This is a genomic window from Sutcliffiella cohnii (genome assembly GCF_002250055.1).
In the GTDB taxonomy this organism is placed as follows: domain Bacteria; phylum Bacillota; class Bacilli; order Bacillales; family Bacillaceae_I; genus Sutcliffiella; species Sutcliffiella cohnii.
Genome location: NZ_CP018866.1, coordinates 2,991,050 through 3,011,140 on the forward strand (window position 1 = coordinate 2,991,050; position 20,091 = coordinate 3,011,140).

Annotated in this window: 29 protein-coding genes; 11 read left to right on the forward strand and 18 right to left on the reverse strand. The window is 34.3% G+C overall.

Going from position 1 to position 20,091, the window contains the following annotated elements:
- The first annotated feature begins 5 nt into the window (after window positions 1-5).
- Complete coding sequence (locus tag BC6307_RS25115) at window positions 6-176, forward strand: hypothetical protein (protein ID WP_169714888.1); 171 nt, start codon at window positions 6-8, stop codon at window positions 174-176.
- Between the two features lie 68 nt (window positions 177-244).
- Here the strand turns inward: BC6307_RS25115 and BC6307_RS14975 are convergent, their stop codons facing one another.
- Genes BC6307_RS14975 through BC6307_RS14990 form a run of 4 tightly spaced genes read right to left on the reverse strand, consistent with a single transcriptional unit; the run spans window position 245 to window position 2,654 of the window.
- Window positions 245-778 (reverse strand): hypothetical protein, encoded by a 534-nt coding sequence (locus tag BC6307_RS14975; RefSeq protein WP_066416477.1) that lies wholly within the window; start codon window positions 776-778, stop codon window positions 245-247.
- A 30-nt stretch (window positions 779-808) separates the two neighbouring features.
- Window positions 809-1,582: an SDR family oxidoreductase gene (locus BC6307_RS14980; RefSeq protein WP_066416474.1), complete on the reverse strand. Its 774-nt coding sequence runs from the start codon at window positions 1,580-1,582 to the stop codon at window positions 809-811.
- Window positions 1,583-1,619: 37 nt separating this feature from the next.
- On the reverse strand, window positions 1,620-2,063 hold the full coding sequence (locus BC6307_RS14985; protein ID WP_066416512.1) for a GNAT family N-acetyltransferase: 444 nt from the start codon (window positions 2,061-2,063) through the stop codon (window positions 1,620-1,622).
- Between the two features lie 27 nt (window positions 2,064-2,090).
- Entirely contained in the window at window positions 2,091-2,654 is a 564-nt protein-coding gene (locus BC6307_RS14990; RefSeq protein ID WP_066416469.1) for a hypothetical protein, read from the reverse strand.
- Between the two features lie 181 nt (window positions 2,655-2,835).
- On the opposite strand from BC6307_RS14990, the gene trhA reads away from it, so the two are divergent.
- A complete protein-coding gene (gene trhA, locus BC6307_RS14995; RefSeq protein WP_066416466.1) occupies window positions 2,836-3,474 on the forward strand; it encodes a PAQR family membrane homeostasis protein TrhA in 639 nt (212 codons plus the stop codon).
- Window positions 3,475-3,505: 31 nt separating this feature from the next.
- Here the strand turns inward: trhA and BC6307_RS15000 are convergent, their stop codons facing one another.
- The 8 genes from BC6307_RS15000 to BC6307_RS15035 form a co-directional block, all read right to left on the reverse strand.
- Window positions 3,506-3,994, reverse strand: a complete 489-nt coding sequence (locus tag BC6307_RS15000) for a GNAT family N-acetyltransferase (RefSeq protein ID WP_235858133.1) — start codon at window positions 3,992-3,994, stop codon at window positions 3,506-3,508.
- 85 nt (window positions 3,995-4,079) lie between these two features.
- Window positions 4,080-4,517 carry a DUF4118 domain-containing protein gene (locus BC6307_RS15005; RefSeq protein WP_066416464.1) on the reverse strand — a complete coding sequence of 146 codons (438 nt, stop codon included), beginning with the start codon at window positions 4,515-4,517 and terminating at the stop codon, window positions 4,080-4,082.
- A 33-nt stretch (window positions 4,518-4,550) separates the two neighbouring features.
- Window positions 4,551-4,970: a VOC family protein gene (locus BC6307_RS15010; protein ID WP_066416461.1), complete on the reverse strand. Its 420-nt coding sequence runs from the start codon at window positions 4,968-4,970 to the stop codon at window positions 4,551-4,553.
- Between the two features lie 29 nt (window positions 4,971-4,999).
- Window positions 5,000-5,962 (reverse strand): S41 family peptidase, encoded by a 963-nt coding sequence (locus BC6307_RS15015; protein ID WP_066416458.1) that lies wholly within the window; start codon window positions 5,960-5,962, stop codon window positions 5,000-5,002.
- 48 nt (window positions 5,963-6,010) lie between these two features.
- Window positions 6,011-6,457: a GNAT family N-acetyltransferase gene (locus BC6307_RS15020; protein ID WP_066416456.1), complete on the reverse strand. Its 447-nt coding sequence runs from the start codon at window positions 6,455-6,457 to the stop codon at window positions 6,011-6,013.
- A gap of 21 nt (window positions 6,458-6,478) precedes the next feature.
- Window positions 6,479-6,778, reverse strand: a complete 300-nt coding sequence (locus tag BC6307_RS15025) for a TIGR04104 family putative zinc finger protein (RefSeq protein WP_066416454.1) — start codon at window positions 6,776-6,778, stop codon at window positions 6,479-6,481.
- Window positions 6,779-6,789: 11 nt separating this feature from the next.
- Entirely contained in the window at window positions 6,790-6,969 is a 180-nt protein-coding gene (locus tag BC6307_RS15030; protein WP_066416452.1) for a hypothetical protein, read from the reverse strand.
- 50 nt (window positions 6,970-7,019) lie between these two features.
- Complete coding sequence (locus BC6307_RS15035; protein ID WP_066416450.1) at window positions 7,020-7,292, reverse strand: hypothetical protein; 273 nt, start codon at window positions 7,290-7,292, stop codon at window positions 7,020-7,022.
- 168 nt (window positions 7,293-7,460) lie between these two features.
- On the opposite strand from BC6307_RS15035, the gene BC6307_RS25555 reads away from it, so the two are divergent.
- The 4 genes from BC6307_RS25555 to BC6307_RS15050 all read left to right on the forward strand — a co-directional run bounded on the left by BC6307_RS25555 (window position 7,461) and on the right by BC6307_RS15050 (window position 10,155).
- Window positions 7,461-7,592 carry a hypothetical protein gene (locus tag BC6307_RS25555; RefSeq protein ID WP_268874274.1) on the forward strand — a complete coding sequence of 44 codons (132 nt, stop codon included), beginning with the start codon at window positions 7,461-7,463 and terminating at the stop codon, window positions 7,590-7,592.
- Between the two features lie 101 nt (window positions 7,593-7,693).
- The gene (locus BC6307_RS15040; protein WP_066416447.1) at window positions 7,694-8,374 is read left to right on the forward strand and encodes a hypothetical protein; all 681 of its coding nucleotides are present in this window, start codon (window positions 7,694-7,696) and stop codon (window positions 8,372-8,374) included.
- A gap of 217 nt (window positions 8,375-8,591) precedes the next feature.
- Window positions 8,592-9,353: an alpha/beta fold hydrolase gene (locus BC6307_RS15045; protein WP_066416502.1), complete on the forward strand. Its 762-nt coding sequence runs from the start codon at window positions 8,592-8,594 to the stop codon at window positions 9,351-9,353.
- 109 nt (window positions 9,354-9,462) lie between these two features.
- Complete coding sequence (locus BC6307_RS15050) at window positions 9,463-10,155, forward strand: DUF2711 family protein (RefSeq protein ID WP_066416446.1); 693 nt, start codon at window positions 9,463-9,465, stop codon at window positions 10,153-10,155.
- A gap of 24 nt (window positions 10,156-10,179) precedes the next feature.
- On the opposite strand, the gene BC6307_RS15055 is transcribed toward BC6307_RS15050, so the two are convergent.
- Complete coding sequence (locus tag BC6307_RS15055) at window positions 10,180-10,827, reverse strand: pentapeptide repeat-containing protein (protein ID WP_066416444.1); 648 nt, start codon at window positions 10,825-10,827, stop codon at window positions 10,180-10,182.
- Between the two features lie 34 nt (window positions 10,828-10,861).
- Entirely contained in the window at window positions 10,862-11,326 is a 465-nt protein-coding gene (locus BC6307_RS15060) for a DinB family protein (protein ID WP_066416441.1), read from the reverse strand.
- 112 nt (window positions 11,327-11,438) lie between these two features.
- On the opposite strand from BC6307_RS15060, the gene BC6307_RS15065 reads away from it, so the two are divergent.
- Window positions 11,439-12,677: an MBL fold metallo-hydrolase gene (locus BC6307_RS15065; protein ID WP_066416438.1), complete on the forward strand. Its 1,239-nt coding sequence runs from the start codon at window positions 11,439-11,441 to the stop codon at window positions 12,675-12,677.
- A gap of 4 nt (window positions 12,678-12,681) precedes the next feature.
- A complete protein-coding gene (locus BC6307_RS15070) occupies window positions 12,682-12,945 on the forward strand; it encodes a DUF3006 family protein (protein WP_066416437.1) in 264 nt (87 codons plus the stop codon).
- A 58-nt stretch (window positions 12,946-13,003) separates the two neighbouring features.
- Here BC6307_RS15070 and BC6307_RS15075 read toward each other — a convergent pair whose 3' ends face one another.
- The gene (locus BC6307_RS15075) at window positions 13,004-14,353 is read right to left on the reverse strand and encodes a cytochrome P450 (protein WP_066416436.1); all 1,350 of its coding nucleotides are present in this window, start codon (window positions 14,351-14,353) and stop codon (window positions 13,004-13,006) included.
- Window positions 14,354-14,550: 197 nt separating this feature from the next.
- Here BC6307_RS15075 and BC6307_RS15080 point away from each other — a divergent pair, with 197 nt between their 5' ends.
- The 3 genes from BC6307_RS15080 to BC6307_RS15090 all read left to right on the forward strand — a co-directional run bounded on the left by BC6307_RS15080 (window position 14,551) and on the right by BC6307_RS15090 (window position 17,322).
- Complete coding sequence (locus BC6307_RS15080) at window positions 14,551-15,045, forward strand: L,D-transpeptidase family protein (RefSeq protein ID WP_066416500.1); 495 nt, start codon at window positions 14,551-14,553, stop codon at window positions 15,043-15,045.
- Window positions 15,046-15,196: 151 nt separating this feature from the next.
- On the forward strand, window positions 15,197-15,724 hold the full coding sequence (locus BC6307_RS15085) for a DinB family protein (RefSeq protein WP_066416435.1): 528 nt from the start codon (window positions 15,197-15,199) through the stop codon (window positions 15,722-15,724).
- A 98-nt stretch (window positions 15,725-15,822) separates the two neighbouring features.
- Window positions 15,823-17,322: an aminotransferase class V-fold PLP-dependent enzyme gene (locus tag BC6307_RS15090; RefSeq protein ID WP_066416428.1), complete on the forward strand. Its 1,500-nt coding sequence runs from the start codon at window positions 15,823-15,825 to the stop codon at window positions 17,320-17,322.
- 33 nt (window positions 17,323-17,355) lie between these two features.
- Here BC6307_RS15090 and BC6307_RS15095 read toward each other — a convergent pair whose 3' ends face one another.
- The 3 genes from BC6307_RS15095 to BC6307_RS15105 form a co-directional block, all read right to left on the reverse strand.
- Window positions 17,356-18,294: a DMT family transporter gene (locus BC6307_RS15095; RefSeq protein ID WP_066416417.1), complete on the reverse strand. Its 939-nt coding sequence runs from the start codon at window positions 18,292-18,294 to the stop codon at window positions 17,356-17,358.
- A 79-nt stretch (window positions 18,295-18,373) separates the two neighbouring features.
- Complete coding sequence (gene dnaN / locus BC6307_RS15100; protein ID WP_066416409.1) at window positions 18,374-19,510, reverse strand: DNA polymerase III subunit beta; 1,137 nt, start codon at window positions 19,508-19,510, stop codon at window positions 18,374-18,376.
- Window positions 19,510-19,956: a DinB family protein gene (locus BC6307_RS15105; RefSeq protein WP_066416407.1), complete on the reverse strand. Its 447-nt coding sequence runs from the start codon at window positions 19,954-19,956 to the stop codon at window positions 19,510-19,512. The genes dnaN and BC6307_RS15105 overlap by 1 nt, the downstream gene beginning before the upstream one ends.
- Window positions 19,957-20,091 lie beyond the last annotated feature (135 nt).

Consider the following 20,091-nt stretch of genomic DNA (forward strand, 5'->3'; position numbering starts at 1 on the left):
GAATCATGAAACACTATTTTTATTTTTATCCCGAGGCCCAAATACTGTTATTAAATGATTCAGAAGAAAAAAATCAGTTAATCTATAATGGGACGATATTAGAGGTACCAAAAATCGGACCAAGACCACCGTATTATTGTAATCCAGGGTATGATCAATACTATCCAAAGATTTAACCAACAAATTTAGAGAAGATTAGGCATTCCATATTTCAGAATAGAATGCCTATACAACTATTTTTACTTCACAAATCTTCATATCCTATTATTTCTTCAATTGTACTCAAGTGATTGGTGGAGTTTATTATTTTGTGGTCATTTAAATATTTTTCATCAACATTAAATGAATAGCTTCCTGTAACGACATATTTACCATCACTTGCAGGATTAGTTACAGAGAACATGACATTATATCTTCTTTCCCAGCCTGTAGTATTTAAATCTTTTTTCAATTTGACTTGTGAAAAGTCCTGTAAAAGCTTGTCAATAACTTTCTCATCCTCTATCGTTATACTAGTAGAATCTAGTCTCATCCCTCTATCATCTAAATCATTTACTGTAATGGTAACATTGTTAATAGTCGTTTCTTCGTTAATATATTTAGAAGCATACTTTGTAAAAGACGTATACGCTAATAAATTTGCCAACATAAATAGGCCAACTATAAATACAAATGTTATGACGATTACTTTCATCCGATCTTGAATAAACCTACTTATAATGAATGCTACTAATACAACTAATAAACTCCCAAGTACTAAACTCGTAAGATCCAACAATTTATCATTACCCCCATTTACCTTTTATAATTATCTTTGAAATCCACCTTCTGAATGGATTATTTGCCCGGTTATCCAATTTGCATCATCACTTACTAGAAACTTTATCGTTTTTGCAACGTCTTGCGGCTCTCCTATTCTACCGAATGGAAACTTATTTAATAGGTAATCTTTTAAATCGTTTGTCATCCATCCCGTATCTGTTGGGCCTGGATTAACAGCATTTACCGTTATCCCCTTATGAGCAAGTTCTGCAGCTAGTGTTATGGTGAGAGCATCAACAGCACCTTTTGTTGTGGCGTAAGCTAACTCTCCAGGCATTGGACCTTGAAATTGCCCTGATGTTATATTAACTATTCTTCCACCAGATTTCTTATGAAACAATTGCCCAAATTTACTACATAATAAAGTTGTGGCACGAACATTTACCATATAATGCCTATCTAACTCGTTTGCTGTTATTGTAGAAAAATCATTGTTCGTTGAATAGGCTGCGTTATTGATTAAAATATCCGGCTTACCTAACTTTTCTATTGCTGTACTAAAAAGTTGATTAGCAGCTTCTTGCTCCGTTAGGTCCAACTCCATAGCATAAACATTCACACCATAATTGTCTAAGCGTTCTTTTATTTGTTGCGGTTCGTTCACTTCTATACTCCAGGGCATAGACAGATCATAATCTGTCCAATACGTAAAAAATATGTCACATCCCGCCTTAGCCAGCTCTCCACATATTGCTGCCCCTATCCCTTTAAGACGACTTACACCAGTAACAACAGCGACCTTCCCTTTTAATTGGTTCATTCTATTTCCTCCGAAAAATGATTTCGACTTGATGAGTTCATAAATTAAACTTTGCTAACTGTTCTCCCCACGGAGCAATAGAAGTTTCTATAAAACCAGCTTTTTTATATACCTTCCTTGCTGCCCCATTATTAGGATGGTAACCAATGAGGATGAATGGCCTGTCATTATTTTCCCTTTTAATTTCTTCTATTACCAACTTAATAGCCTTTAAACCGTAACCATTGCCTTGATAGTTTTTATCGATCATTAATCGATATATCCAATAGTTTTGATCATCTTCATCTATCCCGTACATCGTAAAACCAATCATCGTTTCGCTGTTGTATACGCCTTTTACATAGAAGTTATCTAAAAATTGCACTTGTGCGATAGAGTATAAATTAGTGGCGATAAAGCGCTTTTGATCTTCATTTACTGACAATTCAATTGCCGTTTCCCAATTATATTTATCAATTGATTTTAATGTTAATTTTTCCAGATGGTTCACCTACTTCTCTAACATCATTTAGTTACTCACTTTAATATTAATTTGCGCCTCCATTTCATATTCTTCTTTTATGTGGTTGCCTTTCTCTACATAAAAATCAGTGAAACCATTTATTGTATAAAAACCTGAAGGAAATCCTTCTTTATGTAAAAATTCTTTTATAAATTCCACAAACTCCTTTTCAGATTGATCACTATATCCTCCACTTTTACGATAAGGCTCTACTAGTGGTTCTCCCCTTTTTAGTGTAGTGCCAATTAATGGTGTGTCCATAGCATAATCAATTTCATAACCGCGAACTTCTTCCGTTATTATAAAATAAAACGGGGAGGCAGCATGATAGATGACTACTTCCTCTTCTTCCCCAACATATTCTATTTCCCCGTAGACTTGTATCTCTTCATTAGGTTCATAAACTCTTTCTTTACTGTACAGTCGGTATACGAAATCACCTTCCATAATTTCAGCATTTATGTTTGTAACTTCATAGTCATCTAGAGTGGATGAACGTGTTTCTTTTTCCGTTCCACAGCCGATAAGTGCTACCATAATTACTATTATTATACAAAATAGCTTTTTCATTGATATTCCCCCTCCTATATATCTCACCATTAAACAACTGGTCTCACGCAAATCAAATAAAATATATACATGAAATAAGAGGCTATTATGTGCTAAACTTCGTTAATTTAGCTATACTTAGAGAAGAATTAATTAAAACAAAATAGTTTTAGTTACATGTCAGGAAGGATTGATTCATAGTATGGCAAATACTCATACATTTTCGAAAGGCGAGGAAATCGCTAATGCCATCATACATGGGATAGGTGCCCTTTTAAGTATTGCTGCATTAGTAATATTAATAGTATTATCATCATTTCATGGTACCGCTTGGCACGTTGTCAGCTTCACACTATTCGGGGTAACGATGGTACTACTATATACTTCCTCAACTCTTGTGCATAGCTTTCCACCTGGTAAAGCAAAAGACGTGTTTGAAATTTTAGATCATTCCTCCATTTATTTTTTCATAGCTGGAACGTATACACCGTTTTTGTTTGTTGCAGTAAAAGGGACTTTAGGTTGGACGCTTTTTGGTATCGTATGGGGTGTTGCTATTATCGGAACGGTGTTTAAATCTTTTTTTGTAAAGCGGTTTTTGCATATGTCTACCGTTCTTTACATTTTTCTAGGCTGGCTTATTGTGTTTGCGTGGGGAACGTTAGTAGAAAATGTCTCTTCTCAAGGGATTATTTATTTAGTAATCGGTGGTGTGTTATACACTGTTGGTGCAATTTTCTATGTGTGGCGCGGCTTTAACTATCATCACGCAATTTGGCATTTATTCGTTATGGCAGGATCGATTATGCATTTTTTCTCTGTATTAACACTTCTGCATTAATCATGAAGGGCAGTCCTACTCGGCTGGCCTTTTACTTTTTTTCTTTTCGGAAAAAGGATAGTGATAACTGTTCATTAATTTTTTCTTCCTTTTCCTTGTAGAAGCCATGTTTTTCGTAAAATGTAATAGCCGGAGTATTCAACGTTGCTGTAGAAACGACTATCCCTTCAATATTATCCAAATCATATATATATGTTAACAGTTTACTAGCAATACCTTTACGAAATTGGTCAGGATGAACGACTAAACGATGTATATCCATTATGTTCTTTTCCATTTTAAATGATATTGCTCCACATAATTCGTCGTCTAAGTAGAACCCATAAAATGATTCACCACAATGTTGCAGTGATTCAATCGTATCATGAAGAGGTGGAATATCGTCATAACCGATTATTCCTGCTTCAACTTTATAGGATGCTAGTTGTATGTTTAATACCGTTTTTGCAACGTCACGATTTTTTATGTCAATTTTTTTTATAGCCATTTTGTCTCGCTCATTTTTGCTGTTTTTTTGCATTGATTTATCCCCCCTTCCACATAATCATAGTTAAAACCTCTGACCAAGGTTGAGGCGTTTAAGCTTTAAATGTATATCGTTAAAGCTATTGATTCTCCTCAATTTCCAAATAATTTAACACGCTTAAACGAATATTGTCAGGTGTATAGACAGAAACTTGCTTAATATCACCTTTCCAATTAACATGATAAGAATATTGTATTTCTAGCTCTTTACTAAAAGTTACATGTAAATGATACGGATTGTACTGTCGGTAAGTTGTATGGTCAATACTTGAAATTTCCCATGATTCCCCTGGATAACGCTCTTTTAAATATTCATCAAGTACTACGATACGCTCTTTAATTTGGTAATCTATCCAATACGGACGAATAAAGAAAAAGGCAAATGTTATAACCAACAAAACAGAAGTAAGAATTAGCCCGTTTTTTCTCCACTTTTTTCTTAAAATTACAGAAACCATCAAAAGTAGAAGAATGAAGATACTAGCAATCATAATTTCTATTAAAGTGATGGGATGCATCTAATCACTTCCTTAATTAGATTTATATGCTCCTTACATTTTGTTAGAAAACTGCCCTTTAAAAAATGGACTAAGCTCACTCCATACATCGAACTTATTTCCGTTTAAATCATAAAAGACAAAATTTCTACCGATATGTCCTCTGTCTTCCAGTTCCCCGACCTTAACTTCTTTCTGACATAATTCATCTCTTAATTGAACTAAAGCCTCTTCCCCAGCCACTTCAAAAGTTAACGAAAACCGTTCTTCCCCATAGGCATCAATAAAGTTTGCTGTTCCATTTTCCACAGCTTTCACAAGAAAAAAGCTTTGATTAGCTAAATTAATGATTGCTTTATCTTCGTCTTTATACGATAGCACTGCCCCTAGCTTTTCTACATACCATTCGGCTGATTCATTTACATTGATTACAGGTAAATAAGTAGTACCTACTCTTACAAGTTTCTCTCCCATTGTTCATCCACCTTTGCTAAATTTTTTATTTACCTGGTTATTTCCCTAATGGTAGAATTAATTTCTTTCACTAAGAACTCATAACCTTTAATAGGTTCATACTTTTCTTTGACATATTGTAGAGCCTTTTTGTAACTATAATGAAATGCCTCTTCATTTTTCATTTGCACATTAGGAAACACCCCTGTCCCTTCCCAATTCGTATTCGTAATCGGATTAATTGACCTTCTATTCGGAATTCGGATATGAATGTCTCCCTCAACACGTGCAAACATTACTGGATGAGCCCCTCCTCCAGTTACCTCACCAACTACTTTCGCTCTGTTTAACTGTTGTAAACTATACGCAAATGCTTCTCCACCTGAAAAAGTAAAATCACTCGTTAAGAGAAAGATGGGTTTATTTACATACCGTTTTCCAGGAACAAAAGGTTGGGTCCATTCTTGTATTAAAGTATTTTCCGATCGGTTATAGACGCTATTGACATGTGTTGATGTTTCGAAAAAAAAGGAAGCAAGGAATGTGATCATTTCTAATCTTCCTCCCCCGTTTTTTCTTAAATCGATAATTAATGCATCTGTATTTGCAATGTAGTTCATTACGCTAATTACTGTTTCCGCCCCGAGTTGTACACTGTAAAATTTACGGATATCGATATAACCTACGTTTCCTGTAAGTCGTTCCATTTTATGAAAACCGTAGTTATCTACCTTACCTTTTTTCATTTCATCTTCTATCAATATTTGATCCAAACTCTGATCTACAGAGAGACCTGGACGGTAAAAAACAGTTAAATGTTTATCCTTTGTAACTTTTTGCAAATCTTCAGTAATTACTTTACAAAGCGATACAACATCTAATTGGTATTTGCTATTTGCAAAGTTTTCTTCCAATAAAGCACGGACTTCGTTAACTTTTTCTGGAAAAATATAATGCTGTTCTAGTTGAGAAAGGATTCGTTCCATTACATATTTCAAATTATCAATTGTCATTGGATCCCCCATACAACTTTAGTAATTGAAACATAAACTGTTAACCTTTTATTTACTTAAACTAAGTTCATATTGATAAAAATGTTCGTCCCGTTCGTATCCGTTTTTCTCGTAAAGCCTTTGGGCAGTATAATTGTCAAGTGCAGTACTTAGACTTATACTTTTAGCACCCGTTTGAACGGCTAACTCCTTTGCCCTTTGTAATAGCTTTTCTCCTACGCCTTGCCCTCTTGCCTGTTCATCTACGTAAAGATCGTTTAGAATCCACGCTTTTTTCATCGAGATAGAAGAAAAAGTCGGATAAAGTTGAGTGAAACCGACATACTCATCATCAATTTTTGCAACAAAAATAACAGATTCACCTTTCTCCATTCTTTCTGTTATGTAAGAACGTGCTCCTTCCAAATCGAAAGGTTGGTTATAGAACATCCGATATAAATTAAACAAGTTTGATACACCTTCAAGATCATGATTTGTAGCTTTAAAAATATTCATTAATTTCCCTCCGTTTCTGCCCTACCAAAGGGGCTCTTCCTCGTCCGACAATTCCATAATAAAAGGGATTATCGAAAGAACTAACAAACATAAACTTATTAACATACTTAAAATAAGCAATCGGGAAATAGTAAAAAGAGATGGAACAATAATAAAAAAGGGAATAATCATAGTAGAAAAACTTACCTTTCTCCGTGACTTTGTTGTCCAATATTGCTTTTTACCGCAGTAAGGACATTCCAACGCTGAATGAAAGGTGAACGATTTTTTAATCGTTTGCTTCCAGCCCCATTTTGTTCCACAAGATTGACAAGTAGGCATCGGCATCCTCCTTATGTACTTTTTTCATTATTGTTGGTTTGTTTTTCATTAAAAGCTATTAAATCGTCTAACTTCTTTTCGATGTCATTCAATTTATTTTTTACATTGTTAAAAAAGTGTGCAACTCTTGATAATAAATAAATAGCTATAAAGAAACCAACCAATGATATAATTACTTCAACACCATCCATCCCACTACCCCCCTAACATTTCATCACACTATATTTAAGTAACTCTTTGCTTAACTATATTTCAACCTGTACAATCCCATAACGAGTATAACGACACCAACAATTAAAAATATCGGAAACGTTACCATCATTAACGCCATAGCTGCAAAGCCACTTTCCTCATATACTCCGTAAGAGATCGATAATAACCATGATACTAGTGGAGCAAATGAGAAGATGGTAAATACACCCCATACAATAAACTTTTTATCTTTAAAGCGCGTACTACTTAAGTAAAAACAAGCAACAAAAGAAGCAATTAATATTCCGATTGCAATTCCCACCGTTTTTCACTCCCTCCGACGTTCACATATATATTTTTAAGAAATTATAACATTATTTTCTATATTTTAGTGCAAGTTAGAAAATTTTGGTGAAATTTCATTACCTTTTGTTTAAAGTAAGACTTAGGGAGCTTTTATAGTACTTGTAAATAAGGTGAGGGGATATGAATGAGCAAAAAGAAAAAAACGAGAGAATGGCATAACTGGATAGACATCATCACTTTCTCAATTGAAATTTTAGCTACCCCATTACGTTTATTATTAAGAGGCATCTGGAAGGTATTGAAGCATTGGAACTAAAAATAGTTTAGTACCTTTCATTGCCATTTCCCACCAAATGGAAATTTAATTAAGAAAAGGATGGACATAATAATTCCGACTAATTGAAAAGGTGGGATACTATGTCTTTAGAATGGTTTGACCGGGTAACTGGAGAGTTGCAAGATAATTTAGAATCAATTTGTGATAAGTATGATCAAACTGGGCATATGTCTATTGAAAGAGGGGCAAAACATCCCAGAATTGAGTTTTACACAGAGATTGATGATGAATTAGAGAGAGATTATTTTTGTACTTTGTTTTTCGACCCTAGTAATGAAGAGTATTATATGGAAACAGTTGACCCCGAATATGGTCATTTAAGTAAAGTAATATTACCTGACATTGAAGATATTGTAGATGCAGTGCATGAAAGTTTTCACGATTATATGAATGGCGACATGAATGAAGTCTCGTATATGGACAACGAGGATTATACAGAGACAGATATCGTTGTTTATGATTCAGATTATGACGAAGTAGAAAATAATGACCAAATTTACGAGGAAATTGATGTAGAGTGGGAAACACCAGAAGTAACTGCTTACTATGAGGAAGATGAAGTGGAGGTTACGTATCAATTTGGGGTTGTTCAAGAAACCGGTGATGGTGTATTGAGAAGAATTAATCGGATTAGAACTGGGGATGATGAAATGTTAAAGGATGAAACCAACTTTATTTTCAGTAAAGAAGAAGCCGGCACAATCATCGCTCTAATAGCTAGCCATCTAGATTCAATGGGTGATACAGGCGATTACTTTTAAACATGAACATCCCCTATACTATTTATGGGGGATGTTTTTCATATCACAATCCCCTTCAACACTTTTTAGTTGTTAATATAATGAATCCTAACCTCACTACATTTCAAAACTCCTTCCCTCAAGTACATATATTAAATTGTTTTTATTCTGTAAATTGTACTGTTATTTTCCCTTTATGTTGTATGATAAAAGTAGTATGAAGAAGGAACACGGAGGGATTTGGATGTATTACAAAGAATTTGGAATAGAACATTCAACACTGATGGTTTTTATCCATGGCGGTGGAGTAAGTGGTTGGATGTGGGATAAACAGGTTGAATATTTTCGTTCGAAGTTTCATTGTTTAGTACCCGACCTTCCCGAACACGGTAAAAGTATTCATGAAGGCCACTTTACGATTGATGGGGCTGCCGATAAAATTATTAACCTAATTAATGAGAAAAGTAATGGTAAACGTGTTATTGCAATAGGATTTTCGTTAGGTGCTCAAGTTTTAATTGCTATGATAGGAAAGAAACCACAGCTAATTGATTTCGCTATGATTAATAGCCCTTTAGTTAAAAAAATTCCTTTCGCTAATGCTTTAACTAACTCGATGATGTTTGCATTTCCTTTAGTGAAATATAAAGCATTTTCCAAAATTCAAGCGAAATCCATGTACATAACAGAAGATTATTATGACATTTATTATGAAGAAAGCTGTCAACTAACTAAGGATAGTTTTCTGCGGGTTATGAAAGAAAATATGTCATTTACAATACCACATAAGTTTAATACTTCTAACAGCAAAATTTTAGTAACAGTCGGAGAAAAAGAAAGAAAAATCATGAAAGATTCAATGAAAGAAGTTACAAACAATAGCTCCAATAGCAAAGGTGTAATTTTACCTAATATCGGTCATGGTTTTTCTTTAGCCCACCCAGACCTTTTTAACCGCGTGCTCGAAGAATGGATTGAAAATGATGTTAATACCTTATAATGGATAGAGTTATAGTGTTTTAGTTATACAAAAATGACATTGGATATTTATGTTAATCACTACATAATAGAAAAATAGATACAATTATTTTTAAGGATGGTGATAACGTATGGATGAAGCGTATCGAAGGGCTCCTAAACCACATAAATACGCTGTATGCGCTTATGAAGGTACCTCAATAAAGGAATTTTATAAAAATGTATTTGAAGAAGTTTATATTTTTTTTCATCCATTTTTAAAGCCTAAAAGTAAAGAGTTGCAAGTTAATGGCTTTCCAACTACTAAGGAAACAAAGCAAAATTACGAGGTAGTTACATGGAGGGAATTTATAACATTGTCAGGTTTAAATAACATCCAACAATTGGATATCGGTCTGCGAACGAATATTTTAGGGCTAAGTAAAGAATATGCAGATCAAGAGGCAGCAACGATCATAAAAGATGTGTGTCAAAAGTACGGCCTTCTTGAACCAAGCGAGGGTGTTTTTCCAAATATCTTAATCGAAAATGTACTTAACGCTGTAAAAGAAGTTGGCCATGGTTGGATATGGTGTGGAGACGAACATTGTACAAAAAGAAAGCTTGAATATATTAATGATTTAATAGATGGAACTGTAGAAATCTATTTAAATCGAAACCTCTTCACACATGATCATAAAATTTTAATAACAACCCACTGGGACAGTCACTTTTCTTTTTTGTGCTCAGATAAGGCAACGGTAAAAAGAATAGTAGAGTCTACTAATCTAGAAGGGTTTTACTGTACAAACAAAACAAAAATATACTGGAGTTTAGAAAAATAAGACTAAGGCTTTTAGTTTGGGGCCTTAGTCTTTAATTTTTAATCCAAGCAGCGTAGCAAACCCAACCGCTTGTTCCACAGAAACTTCACAACCTCTTAAGTCTTCCACTGCAACGGTAAGTCGTTGGAACGTAGAAGAACTTAAATCAATTCCTTTTAATGGGGTACCAGTGAAGTTAGCATCATTTATTTCACATTGTTGAAACTGAACTTTACTAAATGTACATTCATAAAAATCAGCATTTTGTAATGAACAGGTAAGAAAAGAAACTTGCTTTAAATTACCGTAACCAAATCCACTTAAATTTAGATTGCAGTTCGTAAACAATACATTTTTCAACGTCGAATCCGAAAGGTTTAACCCGATTAATTTACAGTCAATGAATTCCACTCTATGTAAACTACCTTCTATTAACTGGACATTAGATAAATCGCAATTTTCGAAAATAACATCTGTAAGCTCTATTTTTCTAAAAGATACATCTGTAAATGTAACGTTACGAAATACAACTTGATAGAATTCCACTTTTTCTATTTGTTTACTTTCCACTATGGAACTCTCCACTACACTTGAGCCTAAGTATGGCTCTTCATTGGAGAATACGTCTTGAAAACTTGCACTCGTTAACCCCATTGGTATTTTGGGTTTATCAATCTTAATTTCGGCTACCATTTTAGACAATCTCCTTACATATTCTTTTTTACTCTCATTTTCTTATGTTTCTACCAATAAAATTTGCAGGAACTGGTCTTTTTCCTAACTCCCTCGCCCATACTGATAATTGTCCGATATGATGAATTTCATGTGCGACGAGATGATGCAGTATATCATCAACTATATATGTATTTTTGTCCCACGGAATGTAAACATGTTCATTTTTCATCTCAAACAAATTACCATTTAAAAATTCGGTTATTTCTTCTTCGTATCTTTTAGATAAAGACATGATTTTGTCCAACGTATCATATTCTTTGAAGGTAACGACAATATCCTCCTTACGTTGAATAGCTCGTATCCAACTATATTCAACCTCTACTATATGAAACAGTGTTTCTAATATACTCCCAACTCCACCAACTCGAGATTTAGTCAATTCTTCTTCTTTTATATGCTTACACCACTCGAACCATTCTTGACGAACTTGCCAGTTATACGTAAAGAAGTTTTTCAATAATAACTCCCCGTTCCTAATAATTATCTTGTACTTTTTTGATTTTACCATATAAAAGCGTAAACCTTTTACCAATATGGTATATTGGTAAAATAGAAATGAGGGATACTACATGTACAAACACCATCTTTTTGCTCTATTCACCGTTATCCTCTTAATCATTACAGGATGCGCACAAGAGTCTACAAATTTAGGAAATAATACAAGTGTACACAACCAAGAGCAAAACTCTATTGATAAAGAACCTCCGAGTATAAAGGAGGAAATAGAAGTTGAAAAAAATGCAAACGAAAAAGAAAGTCAATCGTTATCTGAGTTAAAAGTTCATTACATGAATGTTGGTCAAGCTGATTCCACATTATTGCAATTCACTGTTGAAGGTGAAGCGTTTCATATACTAATTGACGCAGGAAATTGGAACCGAAATGATGTTGTAAACTATTTACATGCTCAAAACGTATCACATATCGACATTGCGATTGGCACTCATCCAGATGCTGACCATATTGGCCAACTGGATAAAGTAATTAATACATTTGACGTTGGGGAAGTTTGGATGTCCGGTAATACGAACTCTTCGCAAACGTTTCAACGGGTACTAGAAGCCATTGATAAAAGTGGTGCAGATTATTATGAACCGAGAATGGGCGATGAATTTGAAATAGGATCATTAGAAATTGCTGTCTTATATCCAAAAACAATCACAGAAAACGACAATGAAGAGTCCATTTCTTTAAAAATTACGTACGGTGATATTCGTTTTATCTTTACTGGAGATGCTAGTAAGAAAAACGAATTAAATATGATGCAAAGTGGATTTGATTTAGATGCAGATATTTTACAATTAGGTCACCACGGTTCATCTACTTCAACAGACCCTGCGTTTCTTAGTACAGTAAATCCATCTATTGCTATTTATAGTGCTGGTGTTGACAATAGTTATGGACACCCTCATGATGAGGTCGTTAACCTTGTCCAAAATGCTGGAATCGACTTATACGGTACGGATGTTCATGGTACTATTATCGTTTCAACAGATGGAAGAGATTACAGAGTTTTCACGAACAGGGATGGAACAATTACCCCTAGTAGCAAAAAAGGAACTCCTTCTGGGAACGATAAGACAGAGAAACCTAAACAAGACTCTAATGTAACTAACGGCTGTCTTAATGTGAATTCTGCATCTATTGATGAATTACAAGGGATAAAACATATTGGCATCGAACGAGCAGAACAGTTAGTCAATATTAGGCCTTTTAAATCTATTGATGATTTATCTCGTATAAATGGAATCGGTCCAGCAAGAATAAAGGATATTAAAGAACAAGGACTAGCCTGTATAGGAGGGTAGTATCATGAAAGGATATTTAGACCGAATAGAAGATGATAAATATGCCGTTATTTTAGTTGAAGAAATCGGAAAAGAATATGTTCTTTCTAAAGACCAATTACCAGATGGAAGTAGTATTCATTCTTATTTTGACGTTAAGATTGAAGATGATCGTATAACTTCGTTAACACTGGATGAGAAGACGTCTATCTCCGAACAACAAAAAGTAGATTCTATGATGGCAAAGCTGCGATCAAAAAGTAAAGGTAGTAAGTTTTCCAAAAAATAAAGGTAGTACGAGGACTAATCCATAAGCTGTAGGGTTAGTCCCTTTTTATGAAAGTTATTTACCTTTTCTTCACTACCATTCGAATGCCATGCTTTGGTCTTAATGTAATCAAAGGTTGTGGTTTTACCGTGTGATGTTTCGGTGCAAGTCTAAGACTATATTGTTGGATAATACATACAAGAGTTAGAACTGTTTCCATGAGAGCGAAATGGTTTCCGATACATACTCTAGGACCACCCCCAAATGGAAAATATACGTAAGGCGGGAGACTTCTCATGAAGTTATTTTCAAATCTCTCTGGTATAAACGTATCCGGGTTCTCAAAATATTCAGCGTTTCGATGCATCACATATTGACTTATTAAGATCATGTCTCCCCTTTTTAATGTATGTCCACCTATTTCTACATTTCTATCTACTTCTCTACCAACTACATAAGCCGGTGGAAAAAGGCGCATAGACTCCCACACAACATTTTGAGCAAATGGTAATTTCATAAAATCTTCTGCCTGGGGTTCACGCTTTAACACTACTCTGGATATTTCATCTTTAAGCTTTTCTTCTTTGTCTGGATGCTGTGATAGTAAATAAAGCGTCCAAGATAATGCATTGGCTGTCGTTTCATGTCCTGCTAAAAAAATGGTCATAAGTTCATCTCGAAGCTGCGTATTGGTCATCCCAATACCATCTTTTTCATCTCGAGCTGCCATTAACATTCCTAGTAAATCTTCCATTTCAACACCTTGATTTTGACGTTTTTCAATTATCTCATAGAGAACTTGATCAAGCTTCTTAATAGCATTTTTAAACTGTTGATTTTCTTTTGTAGGAATCCACAAAGGTAAAGGAAAAATAGCTCTCATTCGTTTAATTGCTAGTGTCATTACAGCTTCCATTGGCTCCCCAATCATACTATGCCCTTCTTCTAGCTTCATACTGAACATCGTTTTACTTATTATACCTAATGTTATATTCATCATATCCTCTGTTATATCCCGTTCTTCTCCATCCTGCCACTTTGCAATGTATTGTAACGTTGTTTCAATCATATCTTGTCCGTAATTAATAATATGCTGCTTTTTAAAAGCAGGTTGGATAAGCCGACGTTGATACATATGCTTTTCTTTTTCACTTGTGAGTAATCCATCTCCAACCACTGTTTTCAAAGACCGAATATCATTAGATTTAATAAAATACTTTTGTTTTGTTACTAGTATTTCTTTAATTAACTTTGGGTCATTTACGAGGTACACTTTTTGAAAGGGACCAAATCTTAACAACGATATTCCGCCAAATTGTTCCGTTGTTTTCCTCATAAATTGCAGTGGGTCTGCTTGGAACTCACGCAAGTTCCCATTGAAAAACTTTCCTTTTGGTCCTGGAGGAGAACTAGACTTTCTACCTATCATTTTTTTAAAACCTCCATTCTCTAGTGAAAGTATCACTACCTATCTTCTGTAGTGTATGTGTAATTACTAGATTTGCTTGTATAGAAGCGGAAGGTTATGAATTATAGGTGTGCACAAAATTCATTTCACTTTTAATGGATTTTCTACCTAATTTGCATAGTATGTTAAAAACCAATAAATATTTGGAGGTGGTTTCACTGATTCATACGGTAAAAGTTGGTGAAACGTTAAATCAAATCGCTATCGACTATCGGAAGCCCTTAGCTACTATTATCAGTGCCAATCCTGGCATAAATCCAAATATGATCTATCCAGGTCAATCCATTGTTATTCCAGGCTTTCCATCACCTAATACAATCCCATATCGAATAGAAGTCTCCATTAATAATCGGCATTTACGTTTATTGAGAAATGGTTCTCTTCAAAAGCAGTATCCCATTGCTGTTGGTAGAATTTTGTATGGAACTCCAGTTGGTGATTTTATCATTATTAATAAGGCACCAAACCCTGGTGGTCCTTTTGGGACAATGTGGATGAGTTTATCGAAGCAACATTACGGTATTCACGGCACTAATGACCCAAGTTCGATTGGAAAAGCAGTATCTAGAGGATGTATTCGTATGTATAATCGGGACGTGGAGGAGTTAGCAAGCATCGTTCCGATTGGTACATTAGTTTCTATTCGACCTTAATTAAGCACTATCTAATAATATTGGATAGTGTTTTTTAATCACCTCTCTGTTATTAAATTAAACGGTTTGTTCTTTTTTACGTCATATCAGTAGAAATTATTTGATGCTATCATATATATAAGCTATTACTAGAAGAAATGGAGGTTTTTTAATGAATTTTGCACTAAAAGAGGCAGTTGAAATTTTGGAAAGAACACCAAAGTCACTAGAAGCCTTTTTAACAGGATTATCAAGCAATTGGCTACAATGTAACGAAGGAGATGCGACATGGAATGTAACAGAAGTAATTCTTCACCTTATTGAAGCTGAGAAGCATAATTGGATCACTAGATTAGAATTTATATTGCAGGAAGGTGAGAGTAACCCCTTCCCCGCCTTCGATCGTTATTCCCATCTAAGTATTAATAAATCAAGTTCCATAACAGAGCTAGTTGAACACTTTAAAGAAATACGGGCAAAAAATATCGAGAAACTACTTCAACTCATCGAATCAGAAGATCATCTTGAAAGAACTGGATATCATCCAGCTTTTGGTGTAGTAAAAGTACGTGAATTAATTTCAACATGGGTTGTACATGATCTCACTCATATCGCCCAAATCGTTCGAGTGTTAGCAAATAGATATAGTAACGATGTTGGACCGTGGATAGAATATTTAAGCATTTTAAAAAGAAACTAAAGTAGTTTAAAACCATTTTTTCCAATTATTTTTACTATCACTTACAGATTTGACTACATATATTAGAGAAGCAACTTTGATATGAATGGTGGTTTATCATGATCTCTGTTAGAGTAGGTAATAATCATTATGAATTGGAAACAGAACTTGAGCAATATTTTCATCCATTTCGTCAACATATAATCGGGTTAAATTATAGCTACGAAACGCCTTATGGCAGACAGAAGATTATTTACGCAGATTGGACAGCTAGCAGCCGCTTATATAAACCTATTGAGAAAAAAATAACAGAACAATTTGGTCCATTCATGGCCAATACACATACAGAGTCCAATACAACTGGCTCTTTCATGACTGTTGCATATAAAGAGGCGAAACGTATTATAAAGGAGCATGTTCATGCAGATGAACATGACGTAATAATTTTCGATGGATTTGGTATGACTGCAGTTATTAATAAACTTCAAAGAATATTTGGCTGGAGATTGCCTGAACAATGGAACAACAAAACTTCTTTACCTTCAGATGAAAGACCTGTTGTCTTTATTACACATTTTGAGCACCATTCCAACCAAATAACGTGGGAAGAAACGATAGCAGATGTGGAAATTATCCGGCCCCAAAAGGATGGAAATGTTGATCTTTCGCACTTAGAAGAGCTTCTAAAAAAATATCGTCATCGAAAACATAAAATTGGTTCGTTTGCTGCATGTTCTAATGTAACAGGTATCATTACTCCCTATCACGAAATGGCTAAAATCATGCACAAACATGGCGGCATATGTTTTATAGATTTTGCCGCTTCTGCCCCCTATGTAGAGATAAATATGCACCCAGAAGATCCACTTAAAAAATTGGATGGTATCTTCTTTTCACCGCATAAATTTTTAGGTGGACCTGGTACGAGTGGTGTATTAATTTTTGATTCTAGATTATATAAGAACCAAATTCCTGATCATCCAGGGGGCGGTACTGTTACTTGGACGAATCCTTGGGGAGAACACCAGTATATAGAAAAAATTGAATATCGTGAGGATGGTGGGACACCAGGAATTTTACAAGGTATTAGAATTGCATTATGTATAAAGTTGAAAGAGCAAATGGGAATAGAAAAAATAAAAAAACGCGAAAAAGAATTAGTGAAATTAGCCTTATCGAAATTAAAAAACATTCCAGATGTATATGTTTTTGAAAAAGAACAAACTAACAGATTGGGAATTATTTCTTTGCATGTTAACGACATGCACTACAATCTAGTTGTAAAACTATTAAATGATCGTTTTGGTTACCAAGTTCGTGGTGGATGCTCCTGTGCAGGCACTTATGGGCATTATTTATTTCAAATTACAGAGAACGAATCTAAACAGATTACAAATAAAATAGATACAGGCGATTTATCTAGTAAACCCGGTTGGGTACGGTTTTCCATGCATCCAACAATGACAAATAGTGAAGTACTAAGCTTTATAAACGCATTGAAATCTATTATACAAAATAAAGAAGAGTGGATGAAAGATTACGTTTATGACGAAACAAAAAACGATTTTTTTTATATTCGACACGAAAGAGAAGATATGCAAAGACTATTTCAATTATAGTCTAGAAGCAAGGAGCTAAGTTTCCTTGGCTCCTTATCCCGAAGAGTTTTTAGCCACTCCTGTTTGATGACTTTTACTCTTTTTAAGAATTCCACCGACTGATAACCACGAAACAAAAATAATCATCAGAAGTACCCCGTATAATTGCACAGTCTGCAACATCATCCCAAACCAAAGAGCCGAGATCATCATCGCGGTCAAAGGCTCCACACTTGATAATATACTTGTCTCAACTGCACTTATATATTTTAAACTACTCAAAAATAACACAAATGCCATAGTACCGAAAATGATTAATATTACTAACTTGGAAAGAACTAGTGGTTCAACAATGATAGACCATTCATTGGAACTCCAAACTCTATTTATAACTCCTAGCACAATTCCACCACATAACATTGCCCAGCCAACAACTATTAATACACCCCACTCTTTCATCAAACGTGCAGGATATAACGTATAGAAAGCAAACGTAATACCTAACGCTAACCCCCATAATAAAGCTTTATTACTAACTAGAAGGTTAGAAAAGTTTCCATTTGTCATTAAAAGAAACAAGCCGATTAACGTCCCAATAATTCCAATTACTTGATAGCCTGGTGGTAACTTTTTATGTAACAAAGATACGTACAGTACTACAAAAATTGGTGCAGAAAACTGCAATAATGTTGCCACAACCGCGTTACTTTCCTCGATCGCTGCTACAAACGTATACTGAATTCCTAGCATCCCGAAAACACTGAATAAGACGAGCTGATTTCTAGAACTTGGTTGTTTCCAAATTGAAAAAACATCTGCTTTTTTTATACATAGCAGTGATAATAGCACTATGCCCGCAATTGTTAAACGTAACGTTAGTAAGAATGGGACTGATAGATTAGTATTTTGTAAAATATATTCAATTAACGGCCCAGTTGCTCCCCACAAAGTAGCTCCCGAAATGATCATCAATATGCCTTTTATACGTAACATTTCTATGACTCTCCTAATGTAAACAAATTATATATCATCATAGCATGCTCATTACTTCTATGCCACTTTACTTTTAAATTTACTTTGTTCTTACTGGAGAGATTAGGTGTTTATGATATGTTTCATCTACTGGTTGTATCAAAACAGGCTTTAAAGATCCATTGAAACGAATACTAATTTCGTCTTCTTTCATAACCTTTAAAACATCTATCAATAATTGTCCATCTAACGTTATATTTACATCGTTTTCTCCCTGAAGTGATGTTATCGACTGAATTTCCTTTATATCCCCAATTTCTGTAGATTTAGAGCTTATTTTTAGCGTAAAGTCCGGTAATAGCTCGAAATGGATATTGTTATTTCTCGAATTCTTTGCAAAAAAATTCGCTCTTTCTATTCCTTGAAGGAGTTGTTTTCGATGTATAGTAACGATTGTTTTAGCATCACCCAATAATAGGCTTGTAACATCTGGATATTTTCCATCTATTATTCTAGTGTGAAAATGAAAGGTAGAAGTAGAGAAAAGTATTTCATGATCGGTTATCGTAATATTTACTTGTAATTCATCATGACTTAATAATTTTAACAGTTCATTAAGTGCAGATTTTGGAACTATGCAGCATGTATTTACGTTCGAGTTAATAGCCATCCTTCTATATGCTAATCGATGGGAATTTGTGGCGGTACATGTGAGTTGATCTTGTTGGAAGGAAAACATAATTCCTGTTAGTACAGGTTTAGTAATGGTGTTAGATGCCGCATACATTGTAGATTTTAAAATTTCAATAAGTTTACTACTAGTTATAGTTATGCTTATTTTACTATTTTCATTTATTTCTAATAGGGCTGGATATTGTTCAGGATTTAACCCTTTAATGTTTATGGAAATACCTGTTGCATTCAATGTTACTAGAAAATCTTTTTGCATTTTCATTGTTATTTCATCAGGAAGCTTTTTTAATAACTCTAGTAAGTGTTTTGCCGGAATAACAACGGTACCCGCACGATATATTTGTAACTGCTCTGTACCATTAAACTTAGTTGGAATTTGCTTTTTTATTGAAAAAGTGGAATTACAACCAACTATTGTTATTCGATCTGCTCCCGCTGTAATTTTTATCCCTGCTAAAATAGAATCTGTTTTTGTAGACTCGATCGCTTTACTAACATGAGAGACTGCTTGAAAAAAATAATCTTTGTTAATGGTAAACTCCATTATTTTAGCTTCCCGTTTATTTGTTCGATATGATGAGCGTCATGCTTTAAAAACATTTTTATAAAGCTTTCAGCTGAGTATTGGCGTTTGCCTTTTCCAATTGTGAATTTAATATCGCTAGGTACGTTCTTTATTTTTTGTAACAGTTCGTTCCTTGTTTCCACAAAGTATTGAATAATAGTATGTACGGTGTATTTCTCAAGTGTATCAATTGCTAATTTATTATATTCATCGTGATCAGGAAACTGCGGTAAGTTCGCTCCATCACTCATTTTCGGAACCATTACTTCTAAATTAAATTTATCCCAGTAGTATAAATGAGCAATAATTTCCTTTTGGGACCATTTTCCTTCTCCGATAGGCTCTAACAATATGCTCTCATCTTTATTACTTAACATTTGTACAGCGTTTAGTGTTTCTGCAAATTGTTGAAAAGTTTTACTCATATTTTCTCCTCCTAATATATTGAATAATTTCATTATATCGAATCTTCCGAGGAAAGGGAACGTATATTCTCTATTTGCCAAAAAATAAAATAGAAGCGATCAATGAAGAACGCTTCTTCTATATTCCTTTTATAA